This window comes from Methylosinus sp. PW1, assembly GCF_000745215.1.
GTDB lineage: Bacteria > Pseudomonadota > Alphaproteobacteria > Rhizobiales > Beijerinckiaceae > Methylosinus.
Genome location: NZ_JQNK01000009.1, coordinates 1,633,316 through 1,655,315 on the forward strand (window position 1 = coordinate 1,633,316; position 22,000 = coordinate 1,655,315).

The 22,000-nt window shown below is 65.8% G+C and carries 17 protein-coding genes; 7 read left to right on the forward strand and 10 right to left on the reverse strand.

What is annotated here, in order from left to right:
• Window positions 1-77: 77 nt before the first annotated feature.
• From moxG to K369_RS17525, 3 genes are all read right to left on the reverse strand, one after another.
• Window positions 78-659: a cytochrome c(L), periplasmic gene (gene moxG, locus K369_RS17515; protein ID WP_036292835.1), complete on the reverse strand. Its 582-nt coding sequence runs from the start codon at window positions 657-659 to the stop codon at window positions 78-80.
• A gap of 31 nt (window positions 660-690) precedes the next feature.
• On the reverse strand, window positions 691-1,584 hold the full coding sequence (gene moxJ / locus K369_RS17520; RefSeq protein ID WP_036292837.1) for a methanol oxidation system protein MoxJ: 894 nt from the start codon (window positions 1,582-1,584) through the stop codon (window positions 691-693).
• A gap of 119 nt (window positions 1,585-1,703) precedes the next feature.
• Window positions 1,704-3,569, reverse strand: a complete 1,866-nt coding sequence (locus tag K369_RS17525; RefSeq protein WP_036295650.1) for a methanol/ethanol family PQQ-dependent dehydrogenase — start codon at window positions 3,567-3,569, stop codon at window positions 1,704-1,706.
• Window positions 3,570-3,944: 375 nt separating this feature from the next.
• On the opposite strand from K369_RS17525, the gene K369_RS17530 reads away from it, so the two are divergent.
• Together K369_RS17530 and K369_RS17535 are read left to right on the forward strand one after the other, a co-directional pair.
• A complete protein-coding gene (locus K369_RS17530) occupies window positions 3,945-4,172 on the forward strand; it encodes a hypothetical protein (RefSeq protein WP_036292839.1) in 228 nt (75 codons plus the stop codon).
• Window positions 4,173-4,396: 224 nt separating this feature from the next.
• Entirely contained in the window at window positions 4,397-4,990 is a 594-nt protein-coding gene (locus tag K369_RS17535) for a phosphatase PAP2 family protein (RefSeq protein ID WP_036292841.1), read from the forward strand.
• On the opposite strand, the gene K369_RS17540 is transcribed toward K369_RS17535, so the two are convergent.
• Window positions 4,961-6,346: a VOC family protein gene (locus tag K369_RS17540; RefSeq protein ID WP_036295652.1), complete on the reverse strand. Its 1,386-nt coding sequence runs from the start codon at window positions 6,344-6,346 to the stop codon at window positions 4,961-4,963. The genes K369_RS17535 and K369_RS17540 overlap by 30 nt on opposite strands.
• A gap of 20 nt (window positions 6,347-6,366) precedes the next feature.
• Complete coding sequence (locus K369_RS17545) at window positions 6,367-7,899, reverse strand: aldehyde dehydrogenase family protein (RefSeq protein ID WP_036292842.1); 1,533 nt, start codon at window positions 7,897-7,899, stop codon at window positions 6,367-6,369.
• A gap of 216 nt (window positions 7,900-8,115) precedes the next feature.
• Here K369_RS17545 and rocD point away from each other — a divergent pair, with 216 nt between their 5' ends.
• Together rocD and K369_RS17555 are read left to right on the forward strand one after the other, a co-directional pair.
• The gene (gene rocD / locus K369_RS17550) at window positions 8,116-9,348 is read left to right on the forward strand and encodes an ornithine--oxo-acid transaminase (protein ID WP_036292845.1); all 1,233 of its coding nucleotides are present in this window, start codon (window positions 8,116-8,118) and stop codon (window positions 9,346-9,348) included.
• 79 nt (window positions 9,349-9,427) lie between these two features.
• Window positions 9,428-10,291 carry a dimethylarginine dimethylaminohydrolase family protein gene (locus K369_RS17555; protein WP_036292847.1) on the forward strand — a complete coding sequence of 288 codons (864 nt, stop codon included), beginning with the start codon at window positions 9,428-9,430 and terminating at the stop codon, window positions 10,289-10,291.
• On the opposite strand, the gene K369_RS17560 is transcribed toward K369_RS17555, so the two are convergent.
• Both K369_RS17560 and K369_RS17565 read right to left on the reverse strand, forming a co-directional pair.
• Window positions 10,266-11,384 carry a PAS domain S-box protein gene (locus K369_RS17560; RefSeq protein WP_036292850.1) on the reverse strand — a complete coding sequence of 373 codons (1,119 nt, stop codon included), beginning with the start codon at window positions 11,382-11,384 and terminating at the stop codon, window positions 10,266-10,268. The two genes, K369_RS17555 and K369_RS17560, sit on opposite strands and share 26 nt — an antisense overlap.
• Before the next feature lie 49 nt (window positions 11,385-11,433).
• Window positions 11,434-13,698 (reverse strand): response regulator, encoded by a 2,265-nt coding sequence (locus K369_RS17565; RefSeq protein ID WP_245278226.1) that lies wholly within the window; start codon window positions 13,696-13,698, stop codon window positions 11,434-11,436.
• Window positions 13,699-13,886: 188 nt separating this feature from the next.
• On the opposite strand from K369_RS17565, the gene K369_RS17570 reads away from it, so the two are divergent.
• Genes K369_RS17570 through K369_RS17580 form a run of 3 tightly spaced genes read left to right on the forward strand, consistent with a single transcriptional unit; the run spans window position 13,887 to window position 19,129 of the window.
• Window positions 13,887-18,221: a DEAD/DEAH box helicase gene (locus tag K369_RS17570; protein ID WP_036292856.1), complete on the forward strand. Its 4,335-nt coding sequence runs from the start codon at window positions 13,887-13,889 to the stop codon at window positions 18,219-18,221.
• A gap of 54 nt (window positions 18,222-18,275) precedes the next feature.
• Window positions 18,276-18,626: a DUF1491 family protein gene (locus tag K369_RS17575; protein ID WP_036292858.1), complete on the forward strand. Its 351-nt coding sequence runs from the start codon at window positions 18,276-18,278 to the stop codon at window positions 18,624-18,626.
• Window positions 18,623-19,129 (forward strand): GNAT family N-acetyltransferase, encoded by a 507-nt coding sequence (locus K369_RS17580; RefSeq protein ID WP_051949364.1) that lies wholly within the window; start codon window positions 18,623-18,625, stop codon window positions 19,127-19,129. Before K369_RS17575 ends, K369_RS17580 begins: the two co-directional genes overlap by 4 nt.
• Here K369_RS17580 and queC read toward each other — a convergent pair.
• The 3 genes from queC to K369_RS17595 all read right to left on the reverse strand — a co-directional run bounded on the left by queC (window position 19,105) and on the right by K369_RS17595 (window position 21,847).
• On the reverse strand, window positions 19,105-19,824 hold the full coding sequence (queC, locus tag K369_RS17585) for a 7-cyano-7-deazaguanine synthase QueC (protein ID WP_018267707.1): 720 nt from the start codon (window positions 19,822-19,824) through the stop codon (window positions 19,105-19,107). The genes K369_RS17580 and queC overlap by 25 nt on opposite strands.
• Window positions 19,825-19,860: 36 nt before the next feature.
• Complete coding sequence (locus K369_RS17590; RefSeq protein ID WP_036292860.1) at window positions 19,861-20,235, reverse strand: DUF4180 domain-containing protein; 375 nt, start codon at window positions 20,233-20,235, stop codon at window positions 19,861-19,863.
• 61 nt (window positions 20,236-20,296) lie between these two features.
• Entirely contained in the window at window positions 20,297-21,847 is a 1,551-nt protein-coding gene (locus tag K369_RS17595) for a HAMP domain-containing sensor histidine kinase (RefSeq protein ID WP_036292862.1), read from the reverse strand.
• Window positions 21,848-22,000: the final 153 nt, after the last annotated feature.

Here is a 22,000-nt window from a genome sequence, read left to right on the forward strand (position 1 = left end):
CCTCCAATTTATCCGCAGCTCGCGCCGCGTCCGTCGCGCCGCTCACGCATGCGCGACTTTCATTTTCCCGACGTCGTTCATTTTGCCGAGGTCTTGCACTGACCGGGCGGATCATCGGGGAATGTCTCGTGTCCAGGATAGGGCTTGTATTTCGCGCGCTGCTCCGGCGTCAGCCAGGTCGCTCCGGCAACGGGATCCTTATAGAGATGGCGGACCCAGGCCATGACCTTCAGCATTTCGTCGAGCTGAAGATTGGCGTATTGCGGCCCCATGGACGCCTGAGCGCCGCCGAAGATCGTCGAGAAAAATCCTTCGTCGGTCGCGTTCTGCGGATAGGTCCAATAGGAATCGTTGAGGCCGGGTCCGATCTTGCCTTCGCCCAAATGGCCGTGACAGCCAGAACAAGCGGAGAGAAAGAGCTGCTCGCCCTGCTTCAGACAGCTCACATCCTCATTGTAGGGATTGACGCCCGTCTGCAGGAATTTCTTCACGCCGGGCGTATCCTTGCCCTCGGGAAGCGCGTCGTCGAAGTTCAGCACCTCGCCGGTGATCGTGTTGCGAAAGGTGATGCCCGCATTCTGCGCGATCGCCGACAGGGCGATCAGGCTGGCGAAGGCGCCGCCGATCAGGACACAGGCCTTTTTCTTGCTCGATTTCATTTTTGTCGGTCTCTTCGATATTCGCCAAGCGTCAGTGCGCTGCGACCGGATTGACGATAGGCAGAAGCGGAACGCCTTCCGCCGTGAGGATTTGGTCGATCTTCGGCTTGGCGCGATCGAGGCCCGCATTCACTTGCGCGAGCAGTTCCTTGTCCGAAAGGCGCACGCCGACCGATTGGTCATAGTGCTGCCCGATCTTCTGTCCGTCGCTGCGCTTGGAATCGTCGTCGATCAGCGTCATGCGCAGAGGCGTCGGTGAGGATTTGACGAAGCGCGCCACGTCGGGCGCAAAGGCGGACGCCAGCTCGGCGTTGCCGCTCGCCACCTCGCCGATCATGCGCGCGGGGTCGATCTGCGTATATTGGTTGCGCGGCGAACGGAAATTCACCAGCGAATAGAGATAGGCCATGTCGTTCTCATATTCGCCGATCTCCTTCAGCATCACCTCGGCCGGAGAGCCGAATGGCACGGCGATGTGGTTGAAGGATTTGATGCGCGGATCGGACCAGGATTTGATGTCGAGATTATTCTCGGCCTTGGTCACGAACACATAGCCGGTGCGGAAATAGGGCTTGCTCGTCGCGACGCGCGGATCGCCCGTGTCCAGTCCAATGACGACGTCGCACTGGTTCTTGTCGAGATAATCCCTCACGAGATAAATCGCCGGCTTCGACGACCAGACGAATTCCACCTTGCGGCCCATCGCCTCGGCGAGCGCGACGGCGATGCGGTTCTCGAGGCCGGAGCCGTCCTTGAGGGAGAGCGGCGACTGCGCCTCCGAAGCGCAGATGCGCAATGTGTCGGCCTTGCTCGCAGAAGCGGCGGCCGATGGCTTCGTCGCTTGCGCGAGAGCGCCGGCGGCGCCGGTCAGCAGCGCCAGAGCGAGTCCAGAGGCGACGAGACGCGGAGAGGTGATACGCGACATGGGAGCGATCCGATCAGTTTGCATGTGTGGCGATGCCGCCCGGACGCGCTTCATGCATCCGGGCGACGCGCTGTGTCGGTCGCGAACAGGGGAGGACGCGGCCGACGACTGCCGATGGATCAGCGAGCCTTATATTCGCCGAGGCTCAGATCGTCATAAGGACCCTTGCCATTGAGCGAGAAGACGACGACGCCGCCGCCCATCTGCGTGTAATTGGCGAGCTGCTTGAACGCGCCCACCGCGCCGAGGCCGGCGGTCGGGTCCTGCAGATCGAACACGAGGCCCACTCCCGGCCAACCGCCGACGCCGTAGAGAATGGCGACATATTCGGTGCCCTTGTGGTTGTAGACGATCGGATAGCCGAGCACGCCGGAGGGAAGCTTGAACTTCCACAGCAGCTCGCCATTATCGCTGTTGCGGGCCTTGATGAAGCCGTCCAGCGTTCCGTAGAACACGATGTTGCCGGCCGTCGCCGTGGTGCCGCCCCAAACCGCGAAGCGCTCGAACTTCTCCCATTTGAACTGGCCGGTGATCGAGTTGTAGGCCTTGATCTGGCCGAGGCCTTCGCCTTTCTGACGATCGCCCTTCGGGCCGGGATACATGTTCAGCGTCGCGCCGACGAAGAACTGACCCGCGCGATAGGGAAGCATGAAGGGCTCCCAATCCATGCAGATGTGGTTCACGCCGAGGAAGAACAGCTGCTTGGTCGGATCGTAGGAATCATGGCCCTGATTGTGATAGCCCATGGCGGAAGGACAAATATCCTTGCCGAGATGGTCCATGCGGGTGCCATATTCCGGATCGCGAACGGGCAGGCCGCTCTTCAGATCGACCGTCTTGAAGACGTTGACCGTGTCGTCGATCTTATCGGCCGAGATCAGATCGCCATTGGTGCGGTCGAGCGTATAGACGATGCCGTTGCGGTCCGGATGCGTCAGGAGCTTGCGCTCCTTGCCTTCCTTGTCCTTCTGCTCCGTGAGCGTCAAGAAATTCACGCCGGCGAAGTCCCACTCGTCATGCGGGGTCTTCTGATAGCCGAACTTCGCTTCGCCCGTGTCGATGTCGCGACCGAAGATGGTCATCGTCCATTTATTGTCACCCGGACGCATCGTCTCGTTCCACGGCGCCGGATTGCCCGAGCCGTAGTAGAAGAGGTTCGTGCCCGGATCATAAGCGTACCAGCCCCAATTGGTGCCGCCGCCGATCTTCCAGGCGTCGCCTTCCCAAGTGGAGGTGCCGAGGCCCTTCTGGCCGTAATGGGGGTTCTTGCTGTTGAAGTCCTTGCCCAGCAGCACGTCCTCGTCCGGGCCGGTCGCGTAAGCGCGCCACGCCTGCTCGCCCGTGTGGACGTCATAGGCCGTCACATAGCCGCGCACGCCGAGCTCCGCGCCGGAGGAGCCGACGAGAACCTTGTCCTTGATGACATAGGGCGCAATGGTGAGCGTGGAGCCGACCTTATAGTCGGAATTCTCCATCTTCCACAGGAGCTCGCCGGTCTTGGCGTTGAGCGCCTCGATATGACCATCGAGCAGCGTCTTCAGGATGAGCGGCGGGGTCTTGGAGTCGCCCGGCCAATAGGCCAGACCGCGGTTGACGAGATCGCAGCAGGCCACCGCGCGAGCGGCCGCATTCTGCTTCGGCTTGTCCTGCCAGAGGATGCGGGTCGGATCGTCGAGATCGAGCGCGAAAGTGTTGTTCGGGAAAGACGTGTGAATATACATCTTGCCGTCGACGACGAGCGGCGCGCCCTCGTGGCCGTTGAGCAGGCCGGTCGAGAAGGTCCAGGCGACCTTCAGATCCTTGACGTTGCTCGTGTTGATCTGCGTCAGCGTGCTGTAATTGTCCGAATGATAGTTCTTACCGGGCATCACCCAGTTGTCTTCGCTCTTGGAGAGCTGGTCGAGCTTGTCGTTGGCCGAAGCGACGCCGATCGGCGCCACCGTCAGCACGGCGAGCAGCGATACCGAATTCAGTAGTTTCCTCATCGACGAGTCCTCCTGCAACAGCCATCGCCCGGCGGATCGCAGAGCGGAATGGAGATGTCGCCTCGTGAAGCATCGGCTCGCGATCTCTCGAGCCATGTCTTTGTTTGTCGGCCCTCGTCCTCGACGTCGTCGCCACATGATCACCGCGAAAAAGCGGAGGGCGGGGCCGGCGAGATATAGGTTTTCGGCCGCGCCTCTGTCTGTATGATTTGTCGGTAATCTGACGCGGGAAGATTCGGCATCGATGTGGCGTCTTCCTCACGACCGGCTCGGGCGAGACGTCCTGCCGAGGCCGCAGTCGCGCCCAGATGTCGCCAAACTGGCGGCGCCTTAATCGTCGGTTCTAGAGAGCGAGCGGATTGCGGAAGGACCGATATGGAACGGCTCATCTGGCTGACGGATGTCGACCGCGCGGACGAGCCGCTGCAGGTCTCCGTCGAGGCGCGCTCCGAGACGACGCTTCGCGTGCTCGTGCCGAACACGGTGATCCATTTCGAATTGCGACGGTCCGGCGACGGCAGGCCATTCGAGGGCGCGCTGGGCGGGCGCTATTTCCTCTTCGACCCCGCACCCACGACGCCCGAGGCCGAGACGCCCAAATAGGGCTCGTGGACCTTCGGGAAACTTTGCCGGATCGGCGCGAGCTTCGCGGGCGGCGAAAAAAACCTCGTGCGCCGCGCTGCGCCGAAGCTCGCGATCTATCCCATTCTGCGCACGCGCGCTCGCGTGCGTGATTGACAATGATGTGACGTTCGCGGCGCGCGCTGCAATCGAAACGTCGTTCATGTGTCACGAAACGGCAGCACGCGGCGCCTAGCTTTCTCGCCATGCTGCTCGCTTCGAACCGCCGCCTCTCACTCGAACGTCTCGTTCTCGCCGAGACGCTGCTCCTCTGGCGCGAGCGCCTGCTGCGCGCCGATCTCGTCGGCGTGCATTTTCTGGCGCGCTCCACGCAATTCACGCTGGGCCGAATGCTCGCGATCACGATCAGCAAGCTCGGCAATGGCTGGATCTATCCCATCCTCGCCGCGGCGATCTTCTGGCTCGTCGGACGCGAGGCCTGGCCGGTGATCGCGCTCGGCGGACTCAACGCCGCGCTGCTGCACACGCTGTTTCCGCTCATCAAGAAGCGCATCGGACGCAAGCGCCCGTTTCACGTCGATCCGCGGCTGACGTCGCTTCTGAAGATACTCGACGAGCATTCCTTCCCGAGCGGCCATATGATGACGCTCAGCGGCGTGCTGGCGCCCATCGTTCTCGCCTGGCCTTCGGCCGCCGCTTCCGCCGCCGCGCTCGCGCTCTCCATGGCGTGGTCGCGCATCGCCACCGCGCATCATTACCCCAGCGATGTGCTCGGCGGCGTGACGCTCGGCCTCGCCATGGGCTATCCGCTATCGGCCTGCATTCTCGGCCATTGGTGATCGCTGCCCGAGTACGGCGAGCGCGCGCTCCAGCGAGCTTTTCTCCTCATGCGCATAAATCGCTGTCTCATCGGCGACCTTGGTTCCGAGCGCATGCTCGAACGCTTCGCGATTGGCCGAAGCCGATAGCTCGCGGCGGCCGCCTTCGCCGAGATTGGACTGGAAGATTCCCGCCGCGCTCACCGGCAGAAAATCCTCATAGGTGATCGGCTCCGCAATCAGCGCGCCTTCGCGCAGCAAAGTTTCGGCATCGCCTGTCGCGCTCCGATTCTCGCCCGGCGCATAGCGGAAGAAAGCGAGGCCCTGCGCGCGCAAAGTCGCGGCGTCGTCCGGGAAGGCGACGAAGCGGCGCTCCAGCTCGGCTCGATAATCGGTGATCGCGCCATCGCGCGGCGGATTGGCGGCAAGCGTCTCGGCGAGCAATCGATCATAGAGCGCGCGACCCTTCGCCGTGAGGGCGGCGCCGCGCTGCTCGATCTCGCCGAAGCGCGCGCGATGCTCGCCGCGCGCCGCGTCGCGTCCCGCGAAGCGCACGGGCTCGGCAATGGCCTTGAAGCTCGTCTGGCGCAGCAATATCGGGAACTTGCGTTGCGGCGGACCTTCGACGATGGATTTCGGATCGAGCCCGCGCTCGGCGAGCGCCTTTTGCACTGCGTCTATGTCGAGCGTCGGCAGCGTCAGATGATTGATATGCGGTCCGTGGAAGCAGACGACATCGGCGACGAGCGGATGCGCCTTGCGATAGGCCTCATAGACGCCGGCGGTGACGGTCGCCTCGCCGCGCCAGCGAAACGTATGCAACGCCTCATGCACGAACTCGATCGCCAGCGCTTCGCCGAGCCCGCCATTGGCCTCGAAGATCTCGATGAGATGCAGGCAGCGCGGCGTGAAGATGCGTCGACGCGCAAGTATCTCCTGCGCCTCGCGGCGCAAATCCTCGCCCTCGATCAGCTCGGGACGCAAGAGCGAGGTGAAGATGCGGAAAGGGCAACGCCTGATCGACTCCGTCTCGACAGGCCGAAAGCATGTGGAATGCACCGGCACGCCGGCGGGCGTGAGGTCGTAATAGCCGACCGGATACATGCCCATGACGGTGAAGAGCCGCCGCAGCCCCGCGAGCTCCTCCGGCCGTCCGACGCGAATGGCGCCATGGCGCTCGACGCCGATGAGATCGAAAGCGCCGGAGCGGCGCAGCCGCGCCTCCAGCGCTGGATCGCGCGCCAGCGCCTCGCCGTCGATCTCTCCGACGATGCGCGTCATCTCCTGATAGCGCGGCACCTCGTCGCGATACATTTGCGTCATCGCCGCGGAGAAGATCGAGCGGATCGTATCGGCGGGAACATGGGTCTCGGTCATGTCGGACTCCTCGAGATCGATCACACGTCGAAGACGACGCCCTGCGCGAGCGGCAGAGCGCTCGAATAATTGATCGTGTTGGTGGCGCGGCGCATATAGGCCTTCCAGGAATCGGAGCCCGCCTCGCGGCCGCCGCCGGTCTCCTTCTCGCCGCCGAAGGCGCCGCCGATCTCGGCGCCGGACGGGCCGATATTCACATTGGCGATGCCGCAATCGGACCCTTCCGCGGAGAGAAAACGCTCCGCCTCGCGCAGATCGGTGGTGAAGATGGACGAGGCCAGGCCATGGCTCACATCGTTCTGCATATGCAGCGCCTCGTCCAGCTCGCGATATTTCATCGCATAGAGGATAGGCGCGAAAGTCTCGCGGCGCGAGACCGGCGCCGGCTCGGCCAGCTCGACCAGCGCCGGCCGCGCGTAATAAGCGTCCGGCCGCTCCTGCGCGAACAGGCGCTGGCCTCCGTAGATTTTTCCGCCGATCGTCGCGGCTTCGTCCAGCGCGTGTCGCATGGCGCGATAGGAATCGCCGTCGATGAGCGGGCCGATGAGCGTCTTGCCCTCGCGCGGATCGCCGACCGGCGCCGAGGCATAGGCGAGCGAGAGCCTTCCGATCAGCTGATCATAAACGGACTCGTGCACGATGAGGCGGCGTAGCGTCGTGCAGCGTTGGCCGGCCGTGCCCATAGCGGCGAAGGCGATGGCGCGCACAGCGAGATCGAGCGGCGCCGACGGACAGACGATGGCGGCGTTATTGCCGCCGAGCTCGAGAATGGAGCGCGCGAAGCGCTGCGCGAGCCGCGGCCCGACAGCGCGCCCCATGGCGGTGGAGCCGGTCGCCGAGACGAGGGCGACGCGGCGATCGTCGACGAGCTTCTCGCCGAGCTCGCGCCCGCCGATGACGAGCGCCGAGAGTCCTTTGGGCGCCTCGCCGAAGCGCGCCAAAGCGCGCTCGAACAGCGCATGTGTGGCGAGCGCGGTCAGCGGCGTTTTTTCCGAAGGCTTCCACACCAGCGCATCGCCGCAGACGAGCGCTATGGCGGCGTTCCAGGCCCAGACGGCGACCGGGAAATTGAAGCTGGAGATGATGCCGACGACGCCGAGCGGATGCCATGTCTCCATCATGCGATGGCCGGGACGCTCGGTGGCGATCGTGAGGCCGTAGAGCTGACGCGACAGGCCGACGGCATAGTCGCAAATGTCGATCATCTCCTGCACTTCTCCGCGCGCTTCGGAGACGATCTTGCCGGCTTCTATGGTGATGAGCTCGGCGAGCTCATTCTTGGCCGAGCGCAATTCCTCGCCGAATAGGCGCACCAATTCGCCCCGTCGCGGCGCCGGAATATTGCGCCATTTGCGATAGGCGGCGTCGGCCTCGCCGATCGCCGCATCTAAAGCATCGCTGTCTTCAGTTTTTACTCTGGCGATGACTTCGCCGGTAATCGGTGTTCGCACTTGCAAATTCCCATCGCGGAATAGCGCAGACGGAACAGTAATACGAAAGAGCAGCTCTTCAGCTCTCGCTGCGATATCGTTGGCTGTTGCACATGATTCCATAGCTGTGCTTCCCATCTCGCCGTTTTGCTGCTTTATTTGTCTCGCAAATACCCCGTGTTCGATGTATTTGCAACGCGAACGTCGGAGCGGCGTAACGACGCGCTCCACGAGAGAATGGCTCGCAGAGGCGTCGTGTCCCGTGAGCCGCCGATCGCCCGCACTGATGCAAATCGTCGAGGCGACGCCCACATAACGAACCAGCGAGGTCACTCGTTCATGAACGCCAACGTCAAGTCCGTCGACAATCCGCATCGCGCGCGCAATTACGCGCCGCTTCCGATCACGCTCTCGCGCGGCGAAGGCGCCTTTCTGTTCGATGTGAACGGTCGCCGCTATGTCGATATGATGAGCGCCTATTCCGCGGTGAGCCATGGCCATGCACACCCGCGCATTCTGAAAGTCCTCACCGAGCAGGCGCAGCGTCTCGCCGTGCCGTCGCGCGCCTATTACGACGATCGTCTCGACGCTTTCCTCACGGAGCTGTGCAATCTCACCGGCCTCGATGTCGCGCTGCCGATGAACACCGGCGCCGAGGCGGTGGAGACCGCGATCAAGGCGGCGCGCCGCTATGGCCGCCGCGTGCGCGGCTTGAAGAATCCCGAGATCATCGTGGCCAAGGGCAATTTCCATGGCCGCACGACGACCATCGTCGGCTTTTCTTCGGAGCCGTCCTATCGCGACGATTTCGGTCCCTATGGCGGCGGCTTCCGCGCGGTTCCTTATGGCGATCTCGCGGCGACGGAAGCGGCGATCGGTCCCGATACGGTCGCCATTATGGTCGAGCCCGTGCAGGGCGAGGCGGGCGTCATCGTTCCGCCGGTCGGCTGGCTCGCCGGCCTGCGTAAGCTCTGCGACGCACGCGGCCTGCTGCTCATCGTCGACGAGGTGCAGGCGGGGCTCGGGCGCACCGGCGCCTGGTTCGCGTTCCAGCACGAGAATGTGAAGCCCGATGGCGTCATGCTCGGCAAGGCGCTCGGCGGCGGCGTGCTGCCCGTGTCCGCTTTCGTCGGCACGCGCGCGCTGATGGATATGTTCACGCCCGGCTCGCATGGCTCGACCTTCGGCGGCAACACGCTCGCCGCGGCGGTGGGGCTCGAGGCGCTGCATGTGATGCGCGACGAGAAGCTCGTCGAGCGCAGCGCGAGCCTGGGCGAGCATATGCTGCGCCGTCTGCGCAACATCGACAGTCCCGCGCTGCGCGACGTGCGCGGCAAGGGCCTGTGGGCGGGCGCCGAGATCGATCCGCGCTACGCCACCGGCCGCGAGGTCTGCGAGATGCTGTGCGACAAGGGCGTGCTCTCCACCGTGACGCATCACAGCGTCGTGCGCCTGTCGCCGCCGCTCGTCATCGCGCGCGAGGATTTGGATTGGGCGCTCGATCGCTTCGAGGAGACGCTCGCCGAATTGGTCGAGCGCGCGCGTCCGGCCAAGCGCGCACTGGCGAGCTGATCGCCGCCTGTCATCATTGCGGCGCCGGGACGGAGCAGTCTCGGCGCCGTCTTCATGCCAGGAAACGAAAGGACTCGCGATGACGCAGCCGCATTCCATGTTCGAGCCCGCGCGCGCGCCGCGCGAGGAGCGGCGCCAGCGCGTGCTGATGTGCGCGCCGGATGATTTCGACGTGCGCTATGTCATCAATCCCTGGATGGAGCATCAGATCGGCCGCACCACGCGCACGCTCGCGCGAGAGCAATGGCAAAATCTGCGCGCGCTCGTCGCAGAGAACGCCGAGGTGGAGCTGATCACGCCGGCGGCGGGCCTGCCGGATATGGTGTTCACCGCCAACGCCGGCTTCGTGCTCGGAAACATCGCCGTCGTCAGCCGCTTTCGCGCCGAGGAGCGGCGGCCGGAGGAGCCCTTGTTTCGCGCCTTCTTCGAGGCGCGCGGCTTTCGCATCGCAGCTTGGCCGGAGCATCTGCCCTTCGAGGGCGCGGGCGACGCGCTCATCGATCGCGGCGCCGAGATCGTCTGGTGCGGCCATGGCATGCGCTCGGCCGAAGAGGCGCCGACGGCGCTGGAGCGCATCGTCGGGCGGCGCGTGATCGGCTTGCGGCTGATCGATCCGCGCTTCTATCACCTCGACACTTGCTTCTGCCCGCTCGCGGGCGGCTGGCTGATGTTTTATCCGCCGGCTTTCGACGCCGCCTCACGCGCCGCGATCGAGGCGATCGTTCCGCCCGAGAAGCGCATAGAGATCGACGAAGCGGATGCGATGCGCTTTGCCTGCAACGCCGTCGATCTCGATAGCGGTCTCGCGATGAACGACGCCTCGCCGCAGTTGCAGCGGCGCTTGCGCGCGGCGGGCTTCGCGCCCGTCGTCACGCCGCTCTCGGAGTTCATGAAGGCCGGCGGCGCCGCCAAATGCCTCACGCTGAAGCTTGCAGAGGACTAACCTTCTCGCCGTGCGGAAAGGTCATGGTGAATGTCGCGCCGGCGCCGAGCTGCGAATCGGCCTCTATGCGCCAGCCGTGGCGCTCGCATGTGGATTTGCACAGAGCGAGGCCGACGCCCGCGCCGGGATATTGCGTGAAGCTGTGGAGCCGGCGCAACGGCTCGAATATGGCCTCGGCGTATTTCGGCTCGAAGCCTATGCCGTCATCGGCGACCGAAAGGGCGAGCTCCGGCTCGCGCCGAAGGAAGAAGCGAATATTCGGCGTGTGGCCAGGCTTGCGATATTTGATCGCATTGGAGAGCAGGCTCGAGAGGCAGCGCTCGAATTGCGGCTTGTCGGCCTCTATCAGCACGCCCGGCGGAACGGCGACAGCGATTTGAGCCTGCGTCTGACGGATCAGCTCGGAGAAATCCGAGACGACGGCCTCGATCTCGCGGCGAATGTCCAGCGTCTCCAGCCGCGGCGGCGTCGAGACCTGGCGCGAGAAAGCGAGCAGCCCGTCGACCAGCTGGCGCGCGCGCAGCGCCGAGGCGCGCGCCACCTCGCCCGCATGCGCGGCCTCGCCGAGATCGCCCTTGGCGATCGAGGCGGTGACGATATCGGCGAAGGCGGCGATCTTGCGCAGCGGCTCCTGCAGATCATGCGAGGCGATATAGGCGAAGCGCGCCAGACGCTCATTGGCGAGCTGAAGCTCCTCGGCGCGCTCGACGAGCTGACGCTCGATCTCCTTGTGATGCGAGATATCGAACACGGTCACGGCGACGTATAGGCGTCCGTCCTCGCGAATCGGCGCGAGGCCGAGATGAATGGGAAATTCGACGCCCGATTTCTTGCGCGCGCGAACATCCCTGTCGACGCCGAGCAGTATGCGGCGCGGCGCCTTGTAATACTCCTCACGCAGGCCTGGGTGGCGGACGCGCACGTCATCCGGCAGCAGCATATCGACGGTGCGGCCGACGAGCTCCTCCGCCGAATAGCCGAACATGTCCTCGGTCGCGCGATTGACATAGAGGATGCGATCGTCGGCGATCAGAAAGCGCGCGGCGAAGGCGGATTCGACGATCATCTTCAGCTGTGCGGGCGTCGCATGCATTGGCGCTGACCATGCGCTGATCCTTCGGCGCCTCTATATGGGGAGCGCCTCACGCGGAACGAGAGGGGTGCGGCTTTTGGCCGTCGATCAGCGTCTTCAGCGTGTCGAGATCGATCGGCTTGACGAGATGGAGATCGAATCCCGCCGCCTCGCAGAGCCGCCGCACCTCGTCTCCACCGGAGCCGGTGGAGGCGATGAGCAGCAGATCGCGCCCCTCCGGCGCGGCGCGCAGCCGGCGCGCCGTCTCATAGCCGTCCATGATCGGAAGGCCGAGATCGAGCAGAGCGACATCGGGCTTGAAGCTCTGCGCCAGCTCGAGCGCGCGCATTCCGTCGCTGGCGACGCCGACCTCGTAGTTCTCGAGACGCAGCAGCTCCGCCATGGCCTCGCACACGGCCGCGTCATCGTCGACGATCATGACCTTGCGCCGCGACGTCTTCGTCTCCGGCGGAGCGGCGCGCCCGCCGTCCAGCACATCGCGCACCTTGCGCGCCAGCCGATCGATCGAATAGGGCTTCACGATCAGCTCGACGCCGGGGTCCAGCACGCCATTGTGGACGACAGCGTTGGGCGTGTAGCCGGTGGTGAAGAGAATCTTCAAATCGGGCCGGCGCTTCCACGCCTCCTCGGCGAGCTTGCGGCCATTGGTGTCGGGCATCACCACATCGGTGAACAGCAGCGAAATATTCGGGTTCACCTCGAGCTGGCGCAGCGCGGCGGCGGCGCTCTCTGCGGCCAGCACGCTATAGCCGAGCTCGGCGAGCGTGTCGGCGGTGAGGTCGCGCACGCGCACATCGTCCTCGACGATGAGGATCGTCTCGCTCTTCTCGCTGCGCGGCGCGGTGCGCGCAGGCGGCGTGGATGTGGTCGTCGCGCTGGCGGGGCCGTGATGGCGCGGCAGATAGAGCTTGACCGTCGTGCCGAGCCCCTGCTCCGAATAGATGCGGACATGCCCGCCCGACTGGCGCACGAAGCCATAGACTTGGCTCAATCCGAGCCCGGTGCCGCGCCCGGCGGGCTTGGTGGTGAAGAAAGGATCGAAGGCGCGCGCGACCGTCTCGCGGCTCATGCCGGTTCCGGTGTCCGTGACGGCGATCAGCACATATTGGCCGGACGGTATGCCCACCTCGCGCGCGGCATATTCCTCGTCGAGATAGGCGTTGCTCGTCTCTATGGTGAGCGCCCCGCCCTGGGGCATGGCGTCGCGCGCATTGAGCGCGAGATTGAGGATCGTCGTCTCGAGCTGGCTCGTATCCGCATAGGCGCGCCACAGGCCGCCGGCGAAGACCGCCTCCAGCCGCACGTCCTCGCCCAGCGTGCGGCGCAGCATCTCGGCCATGGAGGAGACCATCTTATTGGGATCGATCGGCTCCGGCGCGAGCGGCTGGCGACGCGAGAAGGCGAGCAGCCGATGCGTCAGCGTCGCCGCATGCTCGGCGCCTTCCAACGCGCTGTCGAGATAGCGCAGCGTCTCAGCCGGATCGGTGGCGTGCCGCCGCTTGGCGAGATTGACGCTGCCGATGACGACGGCGAGCATATTGTTGAAATCATGCGCGAGCCCGCCGGTGAGCTGGCCGATCGCCTCCATCTTCTGCGATTGCCGCAATTGCTCGGCGAGCTGCTCGCGCTGCGCCGCCTCGGCGGAGAGGGCGGCGTTGACGTCGCGCAGCTCCGATTGCGCCGCCGCGATCTCCTCGAGCCGTCCGCGCAGCACGGCGATGGTCGCCGCGCCGATGAGAATGGTGATGGAGATGGCGAGCGCCGCGCCGGCGCGCAGCAGCGAGCCGTTGGTCTCCACGGCGCGCGATTGCGCGTCGATCAGCTGCTGCTGGCGAGCGGTCTTGTCGTCGAGGCCGACGCGCAGCTGCTCCATGAAGGCTTTGCCGGAGCCTGCGCGCACGATGCCCACGGCGTCCTCATGCCGTCCGGCCGCCTGCAGCTCCACGGTCTTGGCCATTTCGGCGAGCTTCTCATTGGCGAGCGCGCGCAGCATCTCCAGCGCATTGCGCTCTTCGCCCGGCTCGCTCACGCGTAGCAGAGCGTCGAAATCCGCGCTTATGCGCGTCTTCGCGACGTCCAAGGGCGCGAGATAGGCCGCGTCATTGGTCAGCAAATAGCCGCGCTGCGCCGACTCCGCCTCTTGGAGCCGATCGAGTATGCTGTGATGAATCCGCTTTTCGCCGATGAGCTGCCCCACGTCGCGATAGTCGGTCGCCTGCTTGCCGACGAAGGCGAAGGCGGCGAACAGGGACGCCGCGAGAATGGCGAAGCCGGCATAGAGAAACGACGAGGTATCGATGAATTTGCTGCGCATGAACATCCTCTCGGCGCAATGGCGGGTCGTCCGCTCGCCGCGAGCGTCCGCCTCCCGTCCGGCCCGAAATGTGGCTGAAGCCGCCGCGCGCTTGTCCTGGCGCAGCGAAATTCCCAAATCTCATGGTTGGCGCGCGGCCCGATCGCCGCTAGCCTGACCTCTCCCCAGGGCTCGCTCTCCTCACGGCCATGCATCTGTCGCACCTTTTTCATCCGGCGGTTACGGCATGGTTCGCCGATCATTTCCGCAATGCGACGCCGGCGCAAGCAGAAGCTTGGCCCCAAATCAAATCCGGCCGAAATATCCTGATCGCCGCGCCCACCGGCTCCGGCAAGACGCTGGCGGCATTTCTGGCGGCGATCGACGATCTCATCCGCCAGGGTCTCGCCGGGACGCTGCCGGATGAGACCCGCATCGTCTATGTCTCGCCGCTCAAGGCGCTGTCCAATGACGTCAGCCGCAATCTCGAGGCGCCGCTCGCCGGCGTGCGCGACAAGCTGAGGCAGGCCGAGCTGCCGGACGTCGATATTCGCGTCCTGGTGCGCACCGGCGACACGCCCACCGCCGAGCGCGAGCGAATGCGCAAGCGCCCGCCGCATATTCTCGTGACCACGCCCGAATCGCTCTATGTGCTGCTCGGCTCCGAATCGGGCCGCAAGGCGCTGTCGACGACGCGCGCCATCATCGTGGACGAGATTCACGCCGTCGCGCCCAATAAGCGCGGGGCGCATCTTTCGCTCTCGCTGGAGCGGCTCGCCGCGCTCTGCGGCGACGGATTGCAGCGCATCGGCCTCTCCGCCACGCAGAATCCCATTTCCTCGGTGGCGCATTTTCTGGTCGGCGCGGGATCGCAGGCGACGCCGGCGCGCGAGCCGGGAATCGTCGATTCCGGCCATCATCGCGCCCGCGATCTCGCCATAGAGGTTCCCGGCGCGCCGCTCGAGGCGGTGATGTCGGCGGAGGTCTGGGCTCAGGTCTACGACCGGCTCGCCGAGCTGATCGCCGAGCATCGCACCACCCTCGTCTTTGTGAACACGCGCCGCCTCGCCGAGCGCATCGCGCGGGAATTGTCGGATCGTCTCGGCGAGGAGGCCGTCACCTCGCATCACGGCAGCATGGCGAAGGAGCATCGCCTGCTCGCCGAGCAGCGGCTGAAGCGCGGCGAGCTGAAAGCGCTGGTCGCAACCGCGTCGCTGGAGCTCGGCATCGATATCGGCGATGTGACGCTCGTCTGCCAGATCGCCTCGCCGCGCTCCATCGCGAGCTTTCTGCAGCGCGTCGGGCGCTCCGGCCATGTCGTCGGCGGCCTGCCCAAGGGGCGGCTGTTTCCCTTGTCGCGCGACGATCTCGTCGAATGCGCGGCGCTGCTCGACAGCGTGCGGCGCGGCGAATTGGATCGGCTGACGATTCCGCATCGCCCGCTCGACGTGCTCGCCCAGCAGATCGTCGCCGAGGTCGCGGCGCAGGAGTGGGGCGAAGCCGAGCTCTTCGAGCGTTTCAAGCGCGCCTGGCCCTATCGCGCATTGGAGCGCGCCGAATTCGACGATGTGGTGAAGATGCTCGCCGAGGGCTATGCGACGCGGCGCGGACGGCGCGGCGCGCTGCTGCATCACGATGCGGTGAATCATGTTCTGCGCGAGCGGCGCGGCGCGCGCATGACGGCGCTCACCTCCGGCGGAGCCATCCCCGAGACCGCCGATTATCAAGTGCTGCTGGAGCCGGAGAATCACATTGTCGGCACGGTGCATGAGGATTTCGCCGTCGAGAGCATGGCCGGCGATATTTTCCAGCTCGGCAACGCCTCCTATCGCGTGCAGCGCGTCGAGCGCGGGACCTTGCGCGTCGAGGATGCGCAGGGCCAGCCGCCGACCATTCCCTTCTGGCTGGGCGAGGCGCCGGCGCGCGCCGACGAGCTGTCCCTCTCCGTCTCGCGCCTGCGCGGCGAGATCGCCGAGCGTCTGCGCCGAGACCCCGGCGGCGGCGAGGCGCAACGCTGGCTGATGGAGGAGGTCGGCGTCGCGCCGCCCGCGGCGGAGCAGCTGGTCGAATACCTCGCCGGCGCGCTCGGCGCCTTCGGCGGCGTGCTGCCGACGCAGGATTGCCTCGTGCTGGAGCGCTTTTTCGACGAGGCGGGAGGAATGCAGCTCGTCGTGCATTCGCCCTTCGGCGGGCGCATCAATCGCGCTTTCGGCCTCGCATTGCGCAAGCGCTTTTGCCGTAAGTTCAACTTCGAGTTGCAGGCGGCGGCGACGGAGGACAATATCCTGCTCTCGCTCACCACGGCGCATAGTTTCGAGCTCGCCGAGGTGGCGAAATATCTTCATTCCAACAGCGTGCGCGGCGTGCTGGTGCAGGCGATGCTGACGGCGCCCATGTTCATGACGCGCTGGCGCTGGACGGCGGGAATCTCGCTCGCTCTGCCACGCTTCCAGGGCGGCAAGAAGACGCCGCCGCAATTTCTGCGCATGCAGGCGGAGGATCTCGTCGCCGCCGTCTTTCCCGATCAGATCGCCTGCGCCGAAAATCTCACCGGCGAGCGCGAGGTTCCCGACCATCCGCTGACGAACCAGACGATCTGGGACTGTCTGCACGAGGCGATGGACATAGACGGGCTGGAGCGTCTGCTGCGGCGCATGGAGTTGGGCGAGGCGCGCGTCGTCGCCTGCGATCTCACCCAGCCTTCGCCGCTGGCGCTGGAGGTGCTCTCCGCGCGGCCTTACGCCTTCCTCGACGACGCGCCGCTCGAGGAGCGCCGCGCGCAGGCGGTGATGGCGCGCCGCTGGCAGGACCCGCAGAGCGCCTCCGATCTCGGCCGGCTGGACGAGGAGGCGATCGCGCGCGTGAAGAGCGAGGCATGGCCCGAGCCCATCGACCCGGAGGAGCTGCATGACGCGCTTCTTTGGATCGGCTGCCTCACCGAGGCGGAGGTCGCCGCCGCGCCGGACTGGGCCGGCTGGCTCGAGGCGCTGGCCCACCAAAAGCGCGCCACGCGTTTCGAGGCCGGGGCGGCGACCTTTTGGGTCGCGGCCGAGCGGCTGACGCAATTTCACGCGCTCTGGCCCAAGGCGCGGCTGGCGCCGAAGATTTCGCCGCCCGAGAGCGAGGCGCCGGCGCTGTGGTCGGCCGAGCAGGCGCTGATCGAGATTTTGCGCGGCCGGCTCGAGGGGCTGGGGCCGGTCACGCAGACGGGGCTCGCCGCGGCGCTCGGCCTCGAGCCCGCGAGTCTTACGACGGCGCTCGTCGCGCTGGAGGCGGAAGGCACGATCATGCGGGGGCGCTTCCTGCCCGGCGCCAATGACGAGCAATGGTGCGACCGCCGCCTGCTGGCGCGCATCCACCACTATACGATCAAGCGCCTGCGCGCGGAGATCGAGCCGGTGGCGGCGCGCGACTTCCTGCGCTTCCTCTTCGATTGGCAGCATGTCGCCGAGGAGGCGAGGCTGAAAGGGCCGGAGGCGCTGCCCGCCGCGCTCTCGGGCCTCGAGGGATATGAAGCGCCGGCGGGCGCCTGGGAGACGGAAATCCTCCCGGCGCGCCTCGCCGATTACGAGACCGGATATCTCGACTCGCTCTGCCTCTCCGGCCGCATCGCCTGGGCGCGGCTGACGCCGCCCGCCGCCGCCAAGGGCGCCCGCATGGTCTCGCCGATCAAAAGCTCGCCGATCGCTCTCTTGGAGCGGCGACGCCTAGCCGATTGGACCTCGATCGCGACGCCCGCCGAGCCGCCGGCGCTGAGCGGCCGCGCGCAATTGGCGCTCGAGACGCTGCGCGCCGAGGGGGCGCTGTTCTTCGAGGAGCTGGTCGACGCCTCGCGGCTGCTGCGCTCCGAGCTGGAGACCGCGCTGGGCGAGCTGGCCGCGCTCGGCCTCATCACCTCGGACAGTTTCGGCGGACTGCGCGCGCTGCTCGTGCCTTCCGAGAAGCGCAAGCCTTTCGACGGCGCGCGGCGGCGCGGCAAGGTGCTCTCCTTCGGCATGGAGAGCGCCGGCCGCTGGTCGCTCATTCGCCGCGCCTATGCGGCGCCGGGCTCGCAGGCGCGTCACGCTTGCGTGGAGCACATCGCGCAGGCGCTGCTGCGCCGCTATGGCGTCGTCTTCTGGCGCTTGCTGGCGCGCGAAGGCGGCTGGCTGCCGCCCTGGCGCGATCTCTTGCGCGTCTATCGAAGGCTCGAGGCGCGCGGCGAAATTCGCGGCGGGCGTTTCGTCGCCGGCTTTTCCGGCGAGCAATATGCGCTGCCGGACGCCGTCGGCCTGCTGCGCGAGATTCGCCGCCGGCCGGCCGATGGGCGTTATGTGTCGCTGTCGGCGGCTGATCCGCTCAATCTCATCGGCGTGCTGACGCCGGGCGGAAAGCTCGCCGCGCTCACCGGCAATCGCCTGCTCTATCGCGATGGATTGCCGATCGCCGCGCTGGCGGGCGGCAGAATCGAATTTCTGACGAGCGTCGACGAAGCGACGCGGTGGGAGGCGGAAAAGCGCCTCATCCGCTCGGCGGCGCGGGGGCAGCTCGCCGATCTGGCGTGAGCGGCATGGTCGAAAGCGCTTGCGCGGACGGGCTCGAATGGCTGAAAAGAATTCATGCGTCTTCGATCCGACTTTTTCGTCTCCGCCCTCATCCGCCGCGCCGAGACGGCCGGCTCCGTCGCCATGCTGCGCCGCCGCGGCTCCGAGGAAGCCGGCGCGATCTTCGTGAAGATCGACAGGCTGGATGGACGCGCGGCGCTGCTCGGTCCCGCGCCGCAGAGCGTGGATTTGCCGGAGGGCGTCGATCGCCTGTTCGCGCGTCTGCACGCCGAAGAATGGGTGACGCCGCTGGAGGCGGAGGAGCGCGTCCGCAAGGAGATCGCCTTCGACCCCGATTTGTGGCTGGTCGAGATCGAGGATCGCGAGGGCAAGAGCTTCGTCGACATAGGGGCTCGAGCGGCGTGATCCGATCGATCCGCCGCGCTCGAGGCAGCGACGCGCCGGCGATCTGGCGCGTCATCGGCCCGACCATCCGCGCCGGCGAGACCTATGCGCTCGATCGCGACATGGCCGAGGCCGACGCCCTCGCCTATTGGCTGGGCGCAGATCGCGAGACCTTCGTCGCGGAAGACGACGAAGGGAGGATCGTCGGCTCCTATTATTTGCGCGCCAATCAGGCCGGCGGCGGAGCCCATATCTGCAATTGCGGCTATATGACCAGCGCCGAAGCGGCCGGTCGCGGCGTCGCGCGCGCAATGTGCGCGCATTCGCTGGATCATGCGCGCGAGCGCGGCTTTCGTGGCATGCAATTCAACTTCGTCGTCGAGACGAATGTCCGCGCCATACGCCTATGGCGCTCTTTCGATTTCGAGATCGTCGGCCGGCTGCCGCGCGCCTTCCGGCATCCGACGCAGGGCTTCGTCGACGCCCTCGTGATGTTTCGTCAGCTCGGCGCGCCGGAAGGCTGAGCCGCGCGATATTTCTCCCAGCCGGCGGCGCGCAGCCGGCAGGCCGGACATTCGCCGCAGCCATGGCCCCAGTCGAAACGCTTGCCGCGCTCGCCGAGATAGCAAGTGTGGCTCTCCTCGACGATGAGCCGCACCAGCGGCTCGCCGCCCAGCTCCTCGGCAAGCTTCCAGGTCGCGGCCTTGTCGATCCACATCAGCGGCGTGAGGATTTCGAGCTTACGATCCATGCCGAGCGTCAGCGCCGTCTCCACCGCGCGGATCGTCGCGTCGCGGCAATCGGGATAGCCGGAAAAATCCGTCTCGCACATGCCGCCGACGAGACTGCCGATCCCGCGTCGATAGGCGAGCGCCGCCGCGAAGGCGAGGAAGAGAATATTGCGCCCCGGCACGAAAGTGTTCGGAAGGCCGGAGGCGTCGAAGGCGATCTCCGCCTCGCGCGTCAACGCCGTGTCGGAGATGGCGCCGAGCGCTTCTATCGAGATGGTGTGATCCTCGCCGAGCCGCTCCGCCCACAGCGGCGAGATGCGCGCTAGTCCCTCCCGCAGCACGCCGCGCTGCTCGAGCTCGACGCGATGACGCTGGCCATAGTCGAAGCCGACCGTCTCGACGCGCGCGAAACGCGAGAGCGCGAAAGCGAGGCAGGTGGCGGAATCCTGCCCGCCGGAGAAGAGGACGAGGGCGGAGTCTGACGTCAACACGATGCCTCTCTATGGTTCGCCGCCGGCGGAGCGTCAGGAACGCAGCGCCGAGAGCTTGCGAGTCAGCGCGTCGATATCGTCGACGAACCATATGGATCGCCCAAGATTCGCTTCATAGACGAAATCGCGCGTCGATCGGCTTCGATCCGTATGAGCGGATATATCCCCGACGATCGCCAATCGAAGACTGTAGTTGACGAATTTCTGAATCGTTTCGCCCGCGATGCGCGTTTCGAGGCGAAAGAAGTCTTCCGTTAGACGAGCGACCGGTATGGCCACCAAATTCGCCTGATGCTCCCAGGCCGCGCTCACAAACGCATTGGCGTCGCGCTCGGTCTCGAGCTTTGCGCCCTCTGCGCAGCAGAGCAGCGTGCGAACGCCATGGATGTCACGCGCGATATCCGTCATATCGCCTGCCTTCTCTTGCTTCGATGGGAGGCAATTCTAGCGGAAATCGCGTCCGGCGTCCTCACGCCGCCGCATTCCTCCGCCGCTCGACGCTGGCGAATTGCGGGGCGTCGTCGTCGAATTTCGGCAGCGCGTTCATCACGCGCTCCGGCGGGAAGACGACGATCGCCTCCGTGCCTTCGCGCACTCTGGACTTCAGCTTGAACAGACCGCCGTGCAGATCGACGAGGCCCTTGACGATGGGCAGGCCGAGGCCGGTGCCCTCCTCCGCATTCTTCTGCGCCAGCGTGCCGCGGCCGAAGGAGGACATGACGACGGCGATCTCCTCCTCTGGAATGCCCGGACCCGTATCGCGGATCGCCACATATTGCCCGCCGGCGCTGGTCCAGCCGATCTTGAGCGTCACCTGTCCGCCCTGCGGCGTGAATTTGATGGCGTTGGTCAAGAGGTTCAGCACGATCTGCCGCACCGCCCGCTCATCGGCCCAAATGCGCGGGAGATCGGGCTCCTTGGCCTCGATCATCTCTATGCCGCGCTTTTGCGCGCGAATGGTCAGCAGATGGCGGCAATCCTCGACGACGCCGGCAAGCGAGACGCTCTCCTCCTTCAGCTCATAGCGGCCCGCCTCGACGCGAGAGAGATCGAGAATCTCGTTGATGAGCATGAGGAGATGCTGGCCGCTCGAGTGAATGTCCTGCGAGTAGTCCTTATAGGCCGCCACCGCATGGACGCCGAACAGCTCGTTCTTCAGCACTTCCGAGAAGCCGAGAATGGCGTTGAGCGGCGTGCGCAGCTCATGGCTCATTGTGGCGAGGAAGCGCGATTTGGCGAGATTCGCCTCCTCCGCGCGGCGGCGCGCCTCGTCGGAATTGGCCTTGGCGTGCTCGAGCTCGCCGATGAGATCGTCCTTCTCGATACGGAAGAACAGGCTCTCGCGCGTCACATGATGAAAGCGCTTGGCCAGCACGACGAAGAAGACCTGCGCCGCGCCCACCAGCGCCAGCAGCGAGAGGCTCGTATCCTCTATCCCGTCTATGCGCAGGCAGACGACGATGGCGAGCGACATGGGCGTGATCGTCGCATAGACGGCGAAGGGTATGGTCGCCGTCACCATCGTGTTGAAGGCCGCCGCCAGCATCAGCATGGCGGTGACGAAAGCCTTGGCGTTGGGATCGCTCGCCTGCAGCAGCAGCAGCGCCATCGCCGCCCAGACGAGGCCGTGCAGAAATTCCGCGGCGACGAATTTGCTGCGCCAGCCGACGACATTGATCTCGTCGTCGGAAAGACGCTCGAGCTTCTTGGCGAGGCCGTAGCACAGCAGCAAGCTGGAGAAGGCCAGCACGGTCCAGATGATGTCGAGCTCGCCCTCCATCCAATAGCGGGTGAGCGCCGCCACCATGGCGATGAGCGCCGTGGCCGGCACAGCGGAATGGATGCGGGCGGAGGCGTAGGCGCGCAAGAGGCCGACGTCGCAGCCGCGATGTCCCGTGTCCGAGGTGGTGAGCTTCTCACGCGCCGCGCGCACCTCGGCGCTGCGACGACGGCGCTCGGCGACGACGCGCGGATCCTTGCCCCGGCCTCGCTCGATCATCTCGGCGGTTATGTCATTCATGATACGCTGGACCCGCAAGCAACGAAATTCTCGCCTTCGAACGGCGACCCCATAAAGGGAAACGCCGTCACGACCCTTTCCAGAAGCCGAAATAATTCTCCGCAATCTAGGCGTCAGGTCGAGCGTCGCCGATAATGGGACGGAAACGTTAAC

Excerpts from the sequence above, each read along its gene's own strand:
- moxG (WP_036292835.1), bottom strand. The coding sequence starts at position 659 with ATGAAATCGAGCAAGAAAAAGGCCTGTGTCCTGATCGGCGGCGCCTTC.
- moxJ (WP_036292837.1), bottom strand. The coding sequence starts at position 1,584 with ATGTCGCGTATCACCTCTCCGCGTCTCGTCGCCTCTGGACTCGCTCTG.
- K369_RS17525 (WP_036295650.1), bottom strand. The coding sequence starts at position 3,569 with ATGAGGAAACTACTGAATTCGGTATCGCTGCTCGCCGTGCTGACGGTG.
- K369_RS17530 (WP_036292839.1), top strand. The coding sequence starts at position 3,945 with ATGGAACGGCTCATCTGGCTGACGGATGTCGACCGCGCGGACGAGCCG.
- K369_RS17535 (WP_036292841.1), top strand. The coding sequence starts at position 4,397 with ATGCTGCTCGCTTCGAACCGCCGCCTCTCACTCGAACGTCTCGTTCTC.
- K369_RS17540 (WP_036295652.1), bottom strand. The coding sequence starts at position 6,346 with ATGACCGAGACCCATGTTCCCGCCGATACGATCCGCTCGATCTTCTCC.
- K369_RS17545 (WP_036292842.1), bottom strand. The coding sequence starts at position 7,899 with ATGGAATCATGTGCAACAGCCAACGATATCGCAGCGAGAGCTGAAGAG.
- rocD (WP_036292845.1), top strand. The coding sequence starts at position 8,116 with ATGAACGCCAACGTCAAGTCCGTCGACAATCCGCATCGCGCGCGCAAT.
- K369_RS17555 (WP_036292847.1), top strand. The coding sequence starts at position 9,428 with ATGACGCAGCCGCATTCCATGTTCGAGCCCGCGCGCGCGCCGCGCGAG.
- K369_RS17560 (WP_036292850.1), bottom strand. The coding sequence starts at position 11,384 with ATGCATGCGACGCCCGCACAGCTGAAGATGATCGTCGAATCCGCCTTC.
- K369_RS17565 (WP_245278226.1), bottom strand. The coding sequence starts at position 13,698 with ATGCGCAGCAAATTCATCGATACCTCGTCGTTTCTCTATGCCGGCTTC.
- K369_RS17570 (WP_036292856.1), top strand. The coding sequence starts at position 13,887 with ATGCATCTGTCGCACCTTTTTCATCCGGCGGTTACGGCATGGTTCGCC.
- K369_RS17575 (WP_036292858.1), top strand. The coding sequence starts at position 18,276 with ATGCGTCTTCGATCCGACTTTTTCGTCTCCGCCCTCATCCGCCGCGCC.
- K369_RS17590 (WP_036292860.1), bottom strand. The coding sequence starts at position 20,235 with ATGACGGATATCGCGCGTGACATCCATGGCGTTCGCACGCTGCTCTGC.
- K369_RS17595 (WP_036292862.1), bottom strand. The coding sequence starts at position 21,847 with ATGAATGACATAACCGCCGAGATGATCGAGCGAGGCCGGGGCAAGGAT.